This is a genomic window from Martinezella sp. CNPSo 3964 (assembly GCF_057784375.1).
The window spans coordinates 32,138-46,443 of record NZ_JBXSOW010000005.1 but is presented as its reverse complement, the minus strand read 5'-3'; the positions used below and the strand labels follow the sequence as shown (position 1 = coordinate 46,443).

Here is a 14,306-nt window from a genome sequence, read left to right as displayed (position 1 = left end):
GGATGACGAAATTCTCGCCGTTCAAAACAACCCTGTGGTATGCCACTGCCGCCCCTGCACCCGCGACCGCGGAGCTGCAGGGCACGATCAAAGCCGATGTCTGCATCGTTGGCGGCGGCTATACGGGACTGACCACCGCTCTCGAGCTTGCGAAGAGCGGCACAAGCGTCGTGCTGCTCGAAAAAGAGGAAGTCGGCTTCGGCGGCTCTGGCCGCAATGCCGGGCACTGCACCCCAACCTTCACCCATTACAGTCTGCCGGAGCTGCGCTCCATGCTGGGCCAGCCCTGGGCGGAACGGTTGATCGCCCGGCAGACGCGTGCCAACGACCGGGTCTCCAGCATGATCCGGCAGTACCAGATCCAATGCGAATGGCAGCAGAACGGCTATGTCATGGGCGCGCTCTACCCCGGCCTGATGAAGACGATCGAGGAGAAGGTTCGCACCTACAACGCCGTCGGCGCCAAAACCCGGGCCATCGGCAGGGACGAGGTTGCCGCGATCACCGGCAGCCCGCGCTTCCACGGCGGCTGGCTGCATGAGGAGGCGGGGCATCTCAATCCCCTTGGCTATTCCCGGGGCCTTGCGCGCGCAGTCCTCCAGGAAGGCGGCGTCATTCACACCAACTCGCCGGTGATCGGATGCGAGCGCGAAGCGGGTGGCTGGGCGATCAGCACGCCGAAGGGGAAGGTCATCGCCGACAAGGTGATCTTCGCGACAGGCGCCTATACCGTCGGTGGCTGGCCGAAACTGGACCAGACCTTCAAGATCCAGAGAGTCTTCGTCGCCGCTACCCAGCCGCTTTCCGACGACGAGCGACTGTCGGTGCTGCCGCGCAACACCACCATCCATGATGGGCGTGGCGATATCTATGTCTACAAATACAATGCCGAAGGTCGGATCGTCGCCTCCATGTTCCCGATGGGACGGCGCGGCCGCGACATGGATTATACGCGACAGGTCATGAGCGACCGGCTCAAATGGCTGCATCCGCAGATCAAACAGGAGATCCGCTGGGAATATTTCTGGTTTGGCGAGCTGGACATGCAATACCGCACCATTCCCCGCCTCTACGACCTGGCACCGGGCGTCGTGGCGCTGACTGGCCTGTCCGGCCGCGGCGTGCCGACGGGCAGCATGCTCGGCGGCATCCTGTCGGAATGGGCCAGCGGCGTACCGGAAAAGGATCTGTCGCTGAAGCTGGAGCCGCTTTCGGCGGCCCCTTTCTATATGAATTACGGTCCGAAGCTTACGCTGCGCTATTATCGTATTTCGGATTGGATAAAGACGAAGCTGGCCCGCGCCCCCCTGCCGCCGCATGCCTGACCACCACCCACATCCTCGGTATTGGGAGAAGGCAGGGGGTCGATGCCCTGGCGAGATTGCAACATATTCGATCATGTCGATCTGCCGCCCGGCCTGAACGTCGGCAAGCTGCAACGGCTTAGCCGTGAAGATCGATTGTTCGCCTTCACGGACACCCTTGGACGTGTCGGTTGCCTTTCCGATCAAACTATCTGGCGAAGCGTTCCGGTCGGAAGGCGGCCAGAAGCGGATGACGCTTGCCAGTAGCGATCTCGTCGGCGAGCAGTTCGCCGGCGATCAGGCCAAGAGTGGCGCCACTATGGCTGAATGCAACGAAATAGCCCGGGATCGTCTGCAATTCGCCGAAAACCGGCTCGCCGTCGCCAGGGATGGGCTTGGGACCGACGCCATAGTCGCCGATTTCGAGCTTCGGATTTCCTTCCAGCACCTTCGAGGCTTCCTGCAGCAACCCTTCGAGTGTCGAAGGCTTGATTTCGTAGCTACCATCGGCCTTTACGATGACCTCTTCTTCCGACCAGGCTGAATCCAGCGCAAAGGCGCCCTCAGGGGTCGGGCGGATGGCAACGCGCGGCGTATTCAGCACGGCCTTCAGCGGATGCTTGATTGGTTTCGTCCGAACGAGAAGCGCGATCGGCGTATCGTCGCCGATGTGCGGGCCGGCTTCCGCAACGATTGCCGGCACCTCGCCACCTGCCGCCAGCAAGACAGCATCGGCCGCCCAACGGGTGCCACTCGCAGTCGTGACGCCACGGGCGCGGCCATCCTCTACCTTGACAGCCGCCCGGCCGGCATCGGTGACGATTTCGCCGCCCAAAGACCGGAACTCCTCGGCAAGGATGCCGATCAGGGATGGCAGATCGACCCAGCCTTCGCCCGGATTGAAGATAGCACCCTGCCGCGTCACAGAACGAGGGTCGACGCCCGGCGTCGCTTTCGCAATCTGACCCGGCGTCAGCAATTGCGCGTGATAGCCAAGATCACGCTCGTAATCGAAGACGGCGGCGATGTCGTTATCGGCTTCGTCGGCATCCCACGTCAGGCCACCGTCAAAACGCAGCCATGCCGCATCAGGATATCTGGCGGAAAGTGTGCGATAGCGGTCGATGCCGGCCAGACGCAACCGATGATAGGCATCGGAGCGGCGCCTCGCAGAATTGAGCCAGGCGAGCGAGCGGCCCGATGCGCCATTTGCCAGCGGGCCGTCGTTGATCAACGTTGTCTGAACGCCAAGCCGCGCCAGATGAACGGCACAGGAAACCCCGAAGATACCGCCGCCGACAACAACGACTTTCGCAGGACGAGTGGGAGCATGCATGTTGGAAAACCTTGTCAGTAGGGAACGTTGCGATCGAAGGGCCGTCTTAATTCTCGCCGGCCCTGTTTATCAAAGCACCTCGGCGAGGAAGCGTTTCAGCCGCTCGCTTTGTGGATTGTCGAAGATCTGTTGCGGTGGGCCGGCTTCAACGATGCGGCCTTCATCCATGAAGACGACCTGGTCGGCAACCTTGCGGGCAAACCCCATCTCGTGGGTAACGACCGCCATGGTCATGCCCTGGCGCCCGAGACTGGCCATCAGGTCGAGAACCCCCTTCACCAGCTCCGGATCGAGTGCGCTCGTGACCTCATCGAAGAGGACGACTTCCGGATCCATGGCAAGAGCGCGGGCGATGGCGACGCGCTGCTGCTGGCCGCCGGAAAGACCGGCGGGGCGGTGATCCTTGCGCCCGGCAAGCCCCACTTCCGCAAGGCGGGTCTCGGCAATCCGCCGCGCCTCGCCCTTCGGCATCCCCTTGATCTTCGTCAGCGACAGCATGACGTTTTCAAGCGCCGTGTGGTCCGGAAAAAGATTGAAATGCTGGAACACCATGCCGACGCGGCGACGCAGACTTTCCGGTTTCATGGACAGGATGCTTTCGCCATCGAGCTCGATGGCGCCGCGCTTCGGCTCCACCAGCCGGTTCAGACACCGCAGCAGCGTCGATTTGCCCGAGCCGGATGGCCCGATGACGCAGGTCACCGTGCCTCTCGCTATATCGAGATCGATGCCCTTCAGTACTTCGAGATCACCATAGGACATGCTGAGATCGCGGATACTGACGGTGCCACCCTTGAAGCGTGGCGCAGTATCCCGCGGCGTCTGCGCGCCTGAAGCCGCTTCCAATTCGCCGACCTCGGCAAGACCGCTCGTAGCGCCGGAACCGCGACCCTGACGCCCAAGACGCAGACGCGCGTCGATATAGTTGACGAGATGCGTCAGCGGCACGGTGATCACCAGATAGAAGACACCGGCCAACAGCAAAGGCGAGAGATTGCCTGTAACCACTGCTTGATCCTGGCCGACGCGGAAGATCTCACGCTCGGAGGCCAGCAGCCCCAGAAAATAGACAAGGCTCGAATCCTTGACGTTGCCGATGAACTGGTTGACGAGCGCCGGCAGGACGCGCCGTACCCCTTGCGGGATGACGATCAGCCGCATCCCCTGCCCGTAACTCATGCTAAGCGCGCGGCAGGCTTCCATCTGACCTCTCTCGACGCTTTGAATGCCCGATCGAAAGATCTCGCCGATATAGGCGCCTGCGATCAGGCTGAGCGCGATGATCCCGAGCGGAAAGGGCGACGGACCAAAGATCTCGCGGCCGATGCGGGCAAAGCCCTGGCCGATGATGAGAATCGTCACGATCGCCGGCAGGCCGCGAAAGATATCGGTATAGATGCGCGCCGGCAGACGCAGCCAACGTGACTGCGAGATGCCCATGACGGCCAATACCATGCCGATGACGACGCCGAGCACGGTGGAGGCTGCCGCCAGGATGAGTGTGTTCTTCAGTCCGACCGTAATCATGCTCGGCAGGACTTCGGCCATCGCATCCCAATCCAGGAAGCTGCGACGGAGGTTTTCAAGCCAATCCATTCAATTCCCCATGAAATTCACCAGGCAGCGAAATACCGCCGCCCGGCAACCGGACGGCGGCGCGGCCTTACTTCTTGGGAAGATATTGGTCAGGCATCGGCGAGCCGGGGAACCACTTCTCATAGAGCGTCTTCCAGGTGCCGTCCTGCATGGCTTCGTGCAGTGCCTTGTTGAGCGCCAGGCGGAAGGCGTCGTTGCCCTTGTGGATGACGAAGCCTGCAGGCGCGTCGAAGGACGGAATATTCACCGCGATCTTCAGCGCGGGATAGCGCTCGCCATATTGTTTGGCTGCCTCATAATCGAGGAAATGTGCGTCGATGGTGCCGTTGTTCAGCGCCGCCACGGCAGAATTGTTGTCCGGAAATTTGACGAGATCGGTGCCGGCGAAGTTCTTCGTGGCATAGATCTCCTGCAGGGTGCCCTGCACGACACCGAGGCGCTTGCCCTTGAGGCCGCTTGCATCCTTGATCGAAGCATCCGATGTCAGAACCGACAGGTAGCCGGCGAGATAGCCGTCGGAGAAATCGACCGTCTTCTTGCGTGCGTCGGTCGTTCCGATTGCGGCTACGGCGACGTCGAAGCGCTGGTTGGCGACCGACGGCAGCAGGGCCGAAAACTCCTGACCGGTGAACGTCACCTTGTCCTTGGGGAAACCCATGCGGGAAACAACATTCAGGAAGAGTTCGATATCGAAGCCGGTGAATTGACCATCGGCCGTCGTGAAGGTGTAGGGCTTGGAATCTCCCATCGTGCCGACGCTGATGACGCTCGGATCGATCAGATTGTAGGGATTGTCGGCCGCGACCGCCGGGCCGACGCTTGCCGCGACGAGATAGGCCAGCGCGCCGGCGCGCAACGGCGCGGCGATGGCCGAGAAAATGCTGAATAATTTCATGTTCGTTCTCCGCTCTGAAGGATGCTCTTATCGGCATTCGTGCATGCGCGTCCGATTTCCCCGACCACATATCGGCAAGAGATTATCTGGACAAGAGACCGGTATCATGCAAAAAGAGACCGGTCTCAATGCTATTTGTTAACTTCAGATTGACCGTCCGTCAACAACTCTTGTAATCGTCATCGAATGGAAGAGCCCCTCACCTCGAAACGCTCCGTTACAGTCGCCGATGTTGCCAGGGCAGCCAATGTCTCGAAGGCCACGGCTGCCCGCGTGCTCGGCGGCTATGGCGTCGTCAGCGACAAGGTTCGCGAGCAGGTGCTTGCCGCTGCTGCGGCACTCGAATACCGGCCGAACGAACTCGCCCGCAGCATGACAACGGGCAAATCCGGCATCATCGGCGTCGTGGTCGGCGATATCGAAAACGCCTTTTTCAGCCTTGCCGTCAGAGGGATCAGCGACGTCGCGCGCATGGCCGGTTTCAACGTCATCATCGCCAATTCGGGCGAGGAACTCGATGCGGAAAAGTCAGCGGTCGACCTGCTGATCGGAAAGCGCGTCGATGGACTGATCGTGACGCCGGCGCGCTGCGACCGGATGGAGCATCTTCAGGACATACGCCGCGTCGGCGTGCCTCTCGTTCTCTTTGACCGGAACATTCCAGCACTCGGCGTCGACGCTGTGACCGGCGATGACCTCGACGCCGCCATGATTGCAACCCGCCATCTTCTCGACACGGGGCACAGGCGGATTGCCTATATATCGGCCATGGATACCGAAAGCGAATTCCTCGATGACAGCCGCAGCATTTCCAATTCTGCGGTTCGAGAGCGCGTTGAGGGCGTGCTGAAGGAACAGGCTGATGCTGGCATTGCGAAAGCACGCTATTACGTGCGGCTCGGCGCAACCGATCAGCCAAAGACAGATGGTGTCGTCAAGAGCCTGCTGCAGGATGCGGCCCCTCCGACCGCCCTCATCGCGTCGGACAGTCTCGTCGGGCTTAGGATCTTCAAGACCTTGCAGACACTGGGATTGTCCATACCGCGCGATATATCGATGATCTCCTTCCTGGATGCGGACTGGACGACCGTCACGACACCGCCGATTACCGTCGTCGACCAGCCTGTCTACGAGATGGGCAAGAAGGCGGCCGAGCGTCTGATCTCGCGGCTGAACGGCAAGGATTTGCCTGTCGAGCGAACTGTCATCAAAACAGGGCTGATCAAGCGCGGATCGGTCGCCTCACCATCTCGCAGCAACGATCAATAACGCTTCGCATCGTAAGCCGCGGGGCGGATGTCCTCGATCACGCACAGGCTGAGCGGGACGCGGAAATAGAACCAAACAGGATGGGAACATAGGATTGCCGCAGCCGCAATCTCACTATTGCGGATGTTTTCATAGCACTTCCCTTGCCTAACAGCTTCATGATTGCAACGCGCTTGGCTCACTATGCCCCATGCAAACTCAGGGATCGGGCCGGCAGATCGACGGCTAGCGCCACTTCAAGCCGCCGATTTGCCGGTCCCCGGCAAACCTCCGCTCCATTATCCTGATCATCGCAGCGAGACACGGGAGAAACGAATGCGCGGTGCGGACATTCTGGTAGATATGCTCATTGGATACGGGGTTGATACGATCTTTGGTGTCCCCGGGGATACCAACGTGCCGCTCTATGAAGCGCTCCAGCACCGGGAAGGCGAAATACGGCATGTGATGGCCCGCGATGAGCGCTCTGCCGGCTTCATGGCGGACGCTTACGGGCGGTTTACCAACAAGCCTGGCGTGTTCGAATGCCCGTCGGGCGCAGGCGCGATGTATTCGTTGCCGCCGGTCGCGGAATCGAACGGATCGTCGGTGCCGGTAATCCTCCTGACCATCGACATTCCATTGCCGGGCGAAGGACGCGGCGTCCTGACGGAATTGGACTGCGCGAAACTGTTCGAACCAGTCACGAAGCTGTCCGTGCAGGTGAAGACACCGGAGAAACTGCCCGAAATCATCCGCCGCGCCTTTCGTGTCGCCTGCTCCGGCAAACCCGGCGCCGTGCATCTGCAGATTCCCGAGGACATGCTGCTGGCCGAGGTAGACCTGACGCGGATATCCCTGCATGTCGAGGAGGAATGCCGAACGTTCCCGGCCTATCCGACGCTGCCGCCGCGCGCGAAACTCGAAGAGCTGCTGGAGCTCCTTTCCAGGGCCGAGCGGCCGCTGATCGTGGCAGGGGGTGGGGTCAACCGCGGCCGCGCGGGCGACGAGATCACGCGGCTTGCCGAGAAATTCAACGTGCCGATGTGCACGACGATGACCGGCCAGGGCGCAATCGACGACGACCATCGTCTCGCAATCGGCGTCATCGGCGACAACGGATATCATCCCCATGCGAACTGGGCGCTTGAACATTCCGATTTCACGCTGTTCGTGGGCTCGCGCATTGGCTCGGTCGTCACCATCGGCTGGACCTTCCCGCGGATCACCCTCAACAGGCGGCTGGCCCAAATCGACATCTCGCCCGAGATCATGGCAAACAACTATGAGAATCTGCTGTCCATTCAGGGAGATGCCCTGCTGGTCCTCAAGGAGTTGCTGCAGTTGAGAGCGGCCATCGAGCCCTCCCGGCACGAAACCTGGGTCAGAGAACTCAACCGGCGCCGGCAAATCTTTTGGGAGCATGCGGAGGAGGCGCTTTCTGACGAACGCGTTCCACTGCGACCCGAGCGCGCCGTGCGCGCTTTCAATCAGGCCCTGCAATCTTCCGGCAGACCTGCACTTATCTACTCCGACGCCGGAACGCCGACCCCCTACATGACGCGCTTCCTCAAAATCAATGACCGCGAGACCCGCTTTGCCATACCACGTGCCTTTGGTGGCCTCGGTTCGGCGCTTCCCGCCACAGTCGGAGCCTGGCGAGCCGATCCGTCCAAGAGGCCGATCGGTCTTTTCGGTGACGGATCGTTCGGCATGACGGTCGGCGAACTGGAAACGCTGGTGCGCTTGCAAGTGCCGGCGATCCTTCTCCTCTTCAACAATGGGACGTTCGGCTGGATCAAGGGCCTCCACCGGCTCAAGGGCCACAATCAGTGCTTTGGCGTGGATTTTCTGGCACCCCGCGGTCAGGCAATCGCGGAGGCATATGGTCTCAAGGCGTGGACAGCCAAAACGGCTTCGGAACTCGATGGCGCGCTCGCAGCCGCCTTTGCCTACGGCGACGGGCCGTGCTTCATCGACGTGCATGTCGAATCCATCGCAGACCGGGTACCTCCGGTCTATTCCTGGCTGTTGAAACGGGGAGAAGACCCTCTCGAACTGCAGCCGGTAGAGAAGGCCTATTTTTGATCTAAAGGAAACGCCGGGGGCAAGAATTGCCGCCGGCGGGTGAATTCGGTGGCGAACCAATCGCGGAAGATTCGCACATTGGCCGAGTTCATCCGTGCCTGCGGGAAACAGAGATAAAAACCCTCGCCCGACGTCTGAAGCCTGTTTAGAGCGGGCTTCAGAATCCCCGCGGCCAGTTCGGTGCGCACATGGAGCTCGGGAACGACTGCCAGCCCCATGCCGCCGATGGCGCATTCGAGGATCATATCGAAGTTCGGCAAGCGCGGACCGTAGATACGGCTCTTGTAGTGCACGCCCGCCCCTCGCAGCCAATGCAGCCACAGGCTCGGGCGACTGGAATTCTGAATCAGCGGATATTCCAGCAGAGCCTCGTCGCTTGGCAAGCCTTGCAACGGCACCAGTTTCGGCGCGCCAACCACGATCAACTCCTCGTCAAAGAGCAACTGGCTGCGCGCGCCGCTCCAATTGCCTGTACCGCGCACAAACGCAAGATCCAGCTCGGATGCCGCGAAATCGAGGTCGTGGCGGCAGGGATACACCTCGAACCATGTTTGAGGATGCGCGGTTGCAAAGGCAGTCAGCATCGCCGCGCCCCAGCGCCGCATCAATGTCGGCGGAAAGCCGATCTTCAGCATGCTCTGCGCCTTTCGACCGCGGACGGCATCGATGGAGACATCTTCCAGCTTGTCGAGGAGGCGCGAAATCTCATCATAATAACGCGCGCCCTCCTCCGTCAGGATCAGTTTCGGGCCGGCTCGCTCGAACAGGGTAAGGCCAAGAAAATCCTCAAGGTTTTTTATCTGCCGGCTGATGCCGCTTTGCGTGATCCCCATGTCCTCGGCAGCCTTGGTAAAGCTCAGGTGACGCACGGATGCATCGAATGCATGCAGGGCGCTCAAGGATGGGAGAAAACGACGCATGACGAAGCTCCTGTTGATCAACATGAATAAAAGTCATGAAGAACCCATTTTTCAATGCTTTTCTTTGGGAAAGTTTGGCCCCAGTCTTCCCGCAAAAGAAAGTGGGAACGACATGGACTACGGCGACAGCATTGATCGCAATCTGCTCAGCATGCTGGAGGAAAACGCACGCATGACAGCCAGTGAATTGGCTCGACGTGTCGGCCTCGCGCGCTCAAGTGTCCAGGAGCGTATCGAGCGGCTGGAACGTCGCGGCGTCATCCTTGGCTATCGCGCGATCGTGGGTCGCCGCGAGATCGATCAAAGCGTTTCAGCCTATATCTTCATCACCACCGCCTTGCGCGCTACGCAAAGGCTGTTTGCACTATTGCGCGGCTATCCCGAGATCTCGACCGCCGATGCAATCAGCGGCCCGGCCAACATTCTCTGCCGTGTGAACGTCAATTTTTTGGAAGATCTGGAAGCACTCATCGAAGAGCTTGCCCGGATCGAAGAAATCGAAAGCGTGACCTATTCGGTCGTGCTTTCCAACAAAATCAATCGCGAAAACGCATTGATCGCCCGCAAGGCGCAATAGGGAACGAACAATCAACTGGGATACGACCATGAACAGACGCGACTTCGGAAAGGCAATGCTGCTCGCAGGCGCCGCCGCACTCCTTCCCCCTTCCGCACTTCTTGCAGCGACCGAAGGTCCAACACTCGAAGCGATCCGGGCACGCGGCGCGCTGCGGATCGGCGTGTTTGCAGGCACCGAGCCTTATTATCACAAGAACCTCGCAACCGGAGACTGGGAAGGTTTCTGCGTCGCGATGGGACACGATCTCGCGCAATATATCGGCGTCAAGCTGGAATTGGTCGAGACGACCTGGGGCAACTCCGTGATCGATCTGCAAAGCAATAAGATCGACATCATGTTCGGGCTCAGCAACAGTCCGGAGCGCGCCAAGGTCGTCGACTTCACCAAGGCGCTGATGGACAATACCTTCACGCTCGTCGCCCGAAAGGATCTGGGAGTGACGAAGTGGGAAGAGATGAACAAGCCGGAGATGCGGGTGGCCGTCGATCTCGGCTCGACGCAGGACAACTTCGCCCGCAAGAACCTGCCGAACTGCACACTGGTCGCGCTCAAATCTGCCGATGAGACCATTCTGGCGCTTCAGTCGGGCCGTGCGGATGCCATCATCCAGGTCGCGCTCCTTGCCGTCGTGACGACGAAACACCTTTCACCAAACGTCAAGCTCATCATTCCGGACCCTCACGGAAGCCAGCCGACCACGATCGGCGTGCGGCGCGATCCGAATGGCGAATTCCGCGACTATGTCGATGCCTGGCTCGCGGAACGCCGCGGGCAAGGCAAGGTCTCAAGCTGGATTGTCGATAGCCTCGCGCTCGTCGGCGTCGACAAGGCCGCACTGCCTGCAAACCTGACCTTCTGACAGGCTCGACCATGTCCGTCACTTCAGGTGCCTTGGGCATCATCATGCTGGATACGACGTTCAAACGCCCGCCTGGCGATGTCGGCCATGCTGGGTCATGGCGCTTTCCCGTCAAGTTCCGCCAGGTGCGTGGTGCTTCCGTTTCCCTCGTCGTCCGTGCGGGCGGCGAGGGTCTCGTCGACGATTTCATCGCCGCCGGACGGGAGCTGATCTCGGAGGGCTGCAGCGCGATTATCACGTCTTGCGGCTTCATGGCGCGACACCAGCGAAAACTGGCCGAGGCGCTGGGTGTTCCGGTCGCCGCCTCCAGCCTCATGCAGTTGCCCATGGTCGAAATGGCGCTCGGAGCAGGTCTGCGTCCCGGTGTGATAACCTATGATGCTGCCAGCCTCGGTCCGCAAGTGTTCGAAGCCTGCGGGGCCGATCCATCCGTGCCCGTGCGTGGCGTGCCCGCCGGCGGGGCATTTCACGCGCTCATCGAAGGCTCTGCCGCATATGATCATAAAGCCTTGGAGGCCGAAGTGATCGATGCTGCCCGAAAGCTTGTTGCTGAGCATCCGTTCGTTGGCGCCATCGTGCTGGAATGCACCAACATGCCACCCTTTGCGCGGGCGATTTCGGCTGCCCTCGATCTCCCCGTCTTCGACATCCTGACACTTGGCGAGTGGCTTTTCACCTCAACCTCTCCCCGGACCTTCCACCGGGCCGAACAAAGCGCGCTGTGATGCAATATCAATGGGACTTCTCCAGCCTTTGGCAGTACCGCGGCCTGTTTCTTCAAGGCTTGGGCTATACGGTCGGCTTCACCGTTCTGACCATCGTCTCCGGAATCGTCGTCGGCACGGTCTTTGCTCTTGCCCGACTTTCGGGTTTGAAAATCGTCACCGTTCCGATCATGACGATCGTGGAACTGTTCCGCTGTACGCCTGTCCTCGTGCAGCTGGTCTGGTGTTACTATGCCCTGCCCATGTTGGTCGGAATCCAGATCTCGCCAGCGATGGCCGCCTTCATCACGCTGACCATGTACGGCGCCGCGTTCTATGCCGAGATCATTCGGGGCGGCATCATCTCGATCGATGCCGGGCAATGGGATGCCGGCCGTGCGATCGGCATGCGTCGGGGCCAGTTGATGGCAAAGATCATCTTGCCGCAGGCGTTGCGCCGCATGGTGCCGCCGCTGGTCAACCAGTCTGTCCTGCAGCTCAAGAACACCTCGCTTCTCTCCGTGCTCGCCGTGCCCGACCTGCTCTACCAAGGTCAGCTCGTGACCTCGGCCACCTATCGGCCGCTCGAAACCTACACTTTGATTGCATTCGTCTATCTGGCGGTCCTGTTCCCCATGACACGCCTGGCGCACTGGCTGGAGGGTCGCAAGGCATGAACAGCAAATTGGAGAGAACGGGCGACAAGGAACCGATGATCGAGGTCGTAGGCCTGAAGAAATCCTTCGGTCCTCTCGACGTCTTGAAGGACATCAACCTTTCCGTCCCACGCGGTCATGTGGTGGCGATGATCGGGCCAAGCGGTTCGGGAAAATCGACCCTGTTGCGCAGCCTCAATTTGCTGTCATTGCCGGATGCCGGCTGCATCACCATCGGCGGAAGGCGGATGGATTTTTCCGCAGGCCGGGTCACCATGCGCGACCGGGATCTGGCGGCCTTCCGTGCCAATACAGGGATGGTGTTTCAGAACTTCAATCTGTTCCCGCATATGAGCGTCATCGACAATGTGATGGTCGGTCCGGTGAGCGTGTTGAAACAGGACAGGAATTCCGCGCGGAGCGTCGCGATGGAGCTTCTCGCCAAGGTCGGCCTGGTCGCGAAAGCCGATGCCCGTCCGGAGCAACTGTCGGGTGGACAGAAGCAGCGCGTGGCAATCGCCCGGGCGCTCGCCATGAAACCGGAAGTCATGCTGTTCGATGAGGCCACCTCTGCCCTCGATCCGGCACTGGTCGGTGAGGTTCTGGCCGTCATCCGTCAACTCGCCGAGCAAGGCATGACGATGATCCTCGTCACCCATGAGATGGCCTTTGCCCGCGATGTCGCCGATACGGTCATCTTTATGCAGGACGGCTTCGTCGTCGAGTCCGGCGATGCGCGCCAAGTCATCAACGAACCTCGCGAGCCAAGAACGCGGGAATTCCTCAGCCATTTCCATGGCGGACTTTCCTGAGAGCAGGACGAAACGGCAATGACAGGCAAGGTAATCGTGGTCGGCGCGGGCATTATCGGTGCCACCGCAGCATTGAGGTTGGCGGAAGCCGGCTGGGATGTCGCGCTTTGCGATGGCAACACGCCGGGTAGCGAAGCCGGCGCAAGCTATGGCAATGGCGGCTGGATCAGCCCGGCCTCGATCATACCGATGAGCATGCCCGGTCTGTGGCGGAAGGTTCCCGGCTTCCTTCTCGATCGGAACGGGCCGCTGACGATCGATTGGAGGTCACTACCGCAGCTGACACCCTGGCTCCTGCGGTTTTTGTGGGCCGGCGCCAGCAAGACCCGCGTGCGCCGGACGGCGAAATTGCTGAGCTTCCTGCTGCACGATGGCCCTGAGCGACATCTGGAACTCGCCCGAAAGACCGGGCAGGAGCAGCTCGTTCTTCAAAAAGGGCTGCTCTACGCCTATCCCGACCGGGCTTCCTTCGAGGCCGAAGCACTAAGCTGGGAGCTGCGCCGAGAAAACGGCGTTGCATATGTGGAGTGGGACGAAACCGAAATCCGACAGAGGCTCCCGGCTCTGGGCCCCCCCTATAGGTTCGCCATCCATGTGGTCAACGGCGCCCATTGCCGCGACACAGGACGCTATGTCGCCGGCATTGTGGAAGCTGCGCGACGCAAGGGCGTACAATTCCACCAGTCCGCCGTGACAGCCATCCTGGACGGTGTGACGCCTCAAGCGGTACTTGAGGGTGGCGAGACGCTATCTGCTGACCGCATCGTCGTGGCTGCAGGCATACACTCCAACCGCCTGCTTCGCCCGCTCGGCGTGCGCATTCCGATGCAGAGCGAACGGGGTTACCATGTGACTGTAACATCGGGGCAAACACCCTTCGAAATTCCCGTGATGCCGAGCACTGGCCGGATGGCCAACACGCCGACCAACATGGGTCTGCGCCTTTCGGGCCAGGTCGAGCTTGCAACCGTGAACAAACCCCCGAATTGGGAGCGCGCGCAGGTGCTGCAACGGCATGCTCTGGCGAGCTACCCCTATCTGTCCACCGACAAGACACCGAGCCTTCGTCTCTGGATGGGACATCGCCCATCTACACCCGACGGACTCCCGGTGATCGGCCCGCTATCGCGCCATTCCAGCCTGATCGCCGCGTTCGGCCACGGGCATGTCGGTATCGCGGCAGCTCCCAAAACCGCGGATCTGGTACTCGATGCGCTGGAACGTCGTATCAGTGACAACGCATGCCCCTTTCTACCCAACCGTTTTGGGCAATGACCGGTCGCGTGCCCGACGCAAATCCCGAATGAA

Annotated in this window: 13 protein-coding genes; 9 read left to right on the top strand and 4 right to left on the bottom strand. The window is 60.7% G+C overall.

Annotated elements, in window-relative coordinates; all coding sequences use genetic code 11:
- Positions 1-2 precede the first annotated feature (2 nt).
- A complete protein-coding gene (locus tag AC13Q5_RS16775) occupies positions 3-1,325 on the top strand; it encodes an NAD(P)/FAD-dependent oxidoreductase (protein ID WP_488502486.1) in 1,323 nt (440 codons plus the stop codon).
- 187 nt (positions 1,326-1,512) lie between these two features.
- Here the strand turns inward: AC13Q5_RS16775 and AC13Q5_RS16770 are convergent, their stop codons facing one another.
- From AC13Q5_RS16770 to AC13Q5_RS16760, 3 genes are all read right to left on the bottom strand, one after another.
- On the bottom strand, positions 1,513-2,640 hold the full coding sequence (locus AC13Q5_RS16770; RefSeq protein WP_488502485.1) for an NAD(P)/FAD-dependent oxidoreductase: 1,128 nt from the start codon (positions 2,638-2,640) through the stop codon (positions 1,513-1,515).
- A 69-nt stretch (positions 2,641-2,709) separates the two neighbouring features.
- Positions 2,710-4,236, bottom strand: coding sequence for an amino acid ABC transporter permease/ATP-binding protein (locus AC13Q5_RS16765; RefSeq protein ID WP_488502484.1), 1,527 nt, complete (start codon positions 4,234-4,236; stop codon positions 2,710-2,712).
- Positions 4,237-4,303: 67 nt separating this feature from the next.
- Positions 4,304-5,131 carry an ABC transporter substrate-binding protein gene (locus tag AC13Q5_RS16760; RefSeq protein WP_457878826.1) on the bottom strand — a complete coding sequence of 276 codons (828 nt, stop codon included), beginning with the start codon at positions 5,129-5,131 and terminating at the stop codon, positions 4,304-4,306.
- Between the two features lie 186 nt (positions 5,132-5,317).
- Between AC13Q5_RS16760 and AC13Q5_RS16755 the strand changes: the two genes are divergently transcribed.
- The gene (locus AC13Q5_RS16755) at positions 5,318-6,400 is read left to right on the top strand and encodes a LacI family DNA-binding transcriptional regulator (protein WP_457878825.1); all 1,083 of its coding nucleotides are present in this window, start codon (positions 5,318-5,320) and stop codon (positions 6,398-6,400) included.
- Between the two features lie 315 nt (positions 6,401-6,715).
- Complete coding sequence (locus tag AC13Q5_RS16750) at positions 6,716-8,467, top strand: thiamine pyrophosphate-binding protein (protein ID WP_488502483.1); 1,752 nt, start codon at positions 6,716-6,718, stop codon at positions 8,465-8,467.
- On the opposite strand, the gene AC13Q5_RS16745 is transcribed toward AC13Q5_RS16750, so the two are convergent.
- Complete coding sequence (locus tag AC13Q5_RS16745; RefSeq protein WP_075853875.1) at positions 8,458-9,387, bottom strand: LysR substrate-binding domain-containing protein; 930 nt, start codon at positions 9,385-9,387, stop codon at positions 8,458-8,460. The genes AC13Q5_RS16750 and AC13Q5_RS16745 overlap by 10 nt on opposite strands.
- On the opposite strand from AC13Q5_RS16745, the gene AC13Q5_RS16740 reads away from it, so the two are divergent.
- Genes AC13Q5_RS16740 through AC13Q5_RS16715 form a run of 6 tightly spaced genes read left to right on the top strand, consistent with a single transcriptional unit; the run spans position 9,386 to position 14,273 of the window.
- Positions 9,386-9,964, top strand: coding sequence for an Lrp/AsnC family transcriptional regulator (locus AC13Q5_RS16740; protein ID WP_244557862.1), 579 nt, complete (start codon positions 9,386-9,388; stop codon positions 9,962-9,964). The genes AC13Q5_RS16745 and AC13Q5_RS16740 overlap by 2 nt on opposite strands.
- Before the next feature lie 28 nt (positions 9,965-9,992).
- Positions 9,993-10,826, top strand: coding sequence for a transporter substrate-binding domain-containing protein (locus AC13Q5_RS16735; RefSeq protein ID WP_075853874.1), 834 nt, complete (start codon positions 9,993-9,995; stop codon positions 10,824-10,826).
- 11 nt (positions 10,827-10,837) lie between these two features.
- A complete protein-coding gene (locus AC13Q5_RS16730; protein ID WP_488502482.1) occupies positions 10,838-11,551 on the top strand; it encodes an aspartate/glutamate racemase family protein in 714 nt (237 codons plus the stop codon).
- Entirely contained in the window at positions 11,551-12,207 is a 657-nt protein-coding gene (locus AC13Q5_RS16725) for an amino acid ABC transporter permease (RefSeq protein ID WP_075853872.1), read from the top strand. Before AC13Q5_RS16730 ends, AC13Q5_RS16725 begins: the two co-directional genes overlap by 1 nt.
- Positions 12,204-12,998, top strand: coding sequence for an amino acid ABC transporter ATP-binding protein (locus tag AC13Q5_RS16720; RefSeq protein ID WP_075853871.1), 795 nt, complete (start codon positions 12,204-12,206; stop codon positions 12,996-12,998). Before AC13Q5_RS16725 ends, AC13Q5_RS16720 begins: the two co-directional genes overlap by 4 nt.
- Before the next feature lie 18 nt (positions 12,999-13,016).
- Entirely contained in the window at positions 13,017-14,273 is a 1,257-nt protein-coding gene (locus AC13Q5_RS16715) for an NAD(P)/FAD-dependent oxidoreductase (RefSeq protein ID WP_488502481.1), read from the top strand.
- Positions 14,274-14,306: the final 33 nt, after the last annotated feature.

Bases quoted from the DNA above. Each gene is read 5' to 3' on its own strand.
- AC13Q5_RS16770 (WP_488502485.1), bottom strand. From the start codon at position 2,640: ATGCATGCTCCCACTCGTCCTGCGAAAGTCGTTGTTGTCGGCGGCGGT.
- AC13Q5_RS16755 (WP_457878825.1), top strand. From the start codon at position 5,318: ATGGAAGAGCCCCTCACCTCGAAACGCTCCGTTACAGTCGCCGATGTT.
- AC13Q5_RS16750 (WP_488502483.1), top strand. From the start codon at position 6,716: ATGCGCGGTGCGGACATTCTGGTAGATATGCTCATTGGATACGGGGTT.
- AC13Q5_RS16730 (WP_488502482.1), top strand. From the start codon at position 10,838: ATGTCCGTCACTTCAGGTGCCTTGGGCATCATCATGCTGGATACGACG.
- AC13Q5_RS16715 (WP_488502481.1), top strand. From the start codon at position 13,017: ATGACAGGCAAGGTAATCGTGGTCGGCGCGGGCATTATCGGTGCCACC.
- AC13Q5_RS16720 (WP_075853871.1), top strand. From the start codon at position 12,204: ATGAACAGCAAATTGGAGAGAACGGGCGACAAGGAACCGATGATCGAG.
- AC13Q5_RS16735 (WP_075853874.1), top strand. From the start codon at position 9,993: ATGAACAGACGCGACTTCGGAAAGGCAATGCTGCTCGCAGGCGCCGCC.
- AC13Q5_RS16775 (WP_488502486.1), top strand. From the start codon at position 3: ATGACGAAATTCTCGCCGTTCAAAACAACCCTGTGGTATGCCACTGCC.
- AC13Q5_RS16725 (WP_075853872.1), top strand. From the start codon at position 11,551: ATGCAATATCAATGGGACTTCTCCAGCCTTTGGCAGTACCGCGGCCTG.
- AC13Q5_RS16760 (WP_457878826.1), bottom strand. From the start codon at position 5,131: ATGAAATTATTCAGCATTTTCTCGGCCATCGCCGCGCCGTTGCGCGCC.
- AC13Q5_RS16765 (WP_488502484.1), bottom strand. From the start codon at position 4,236: ATGGATTGGCTTGAAAACCTCCGTCGCAGCTTCCTGGATTGGGATGCG.
- AC13Q5_RS16740 (WP_244557862.1), top strand. From the start codon at position 9,386: ATGACGAAGCTCCTGTTGATCAACATGAATAAAAGTCATGAAGAACCC.
- AC13Q5_RS16745 (WP_075853875.1), bottom strand. From the start codon at position 9,387: ATGCGTCGTTTTCTCCCATCCTTGAGCGCCCTGCATGCATTCGATGCA.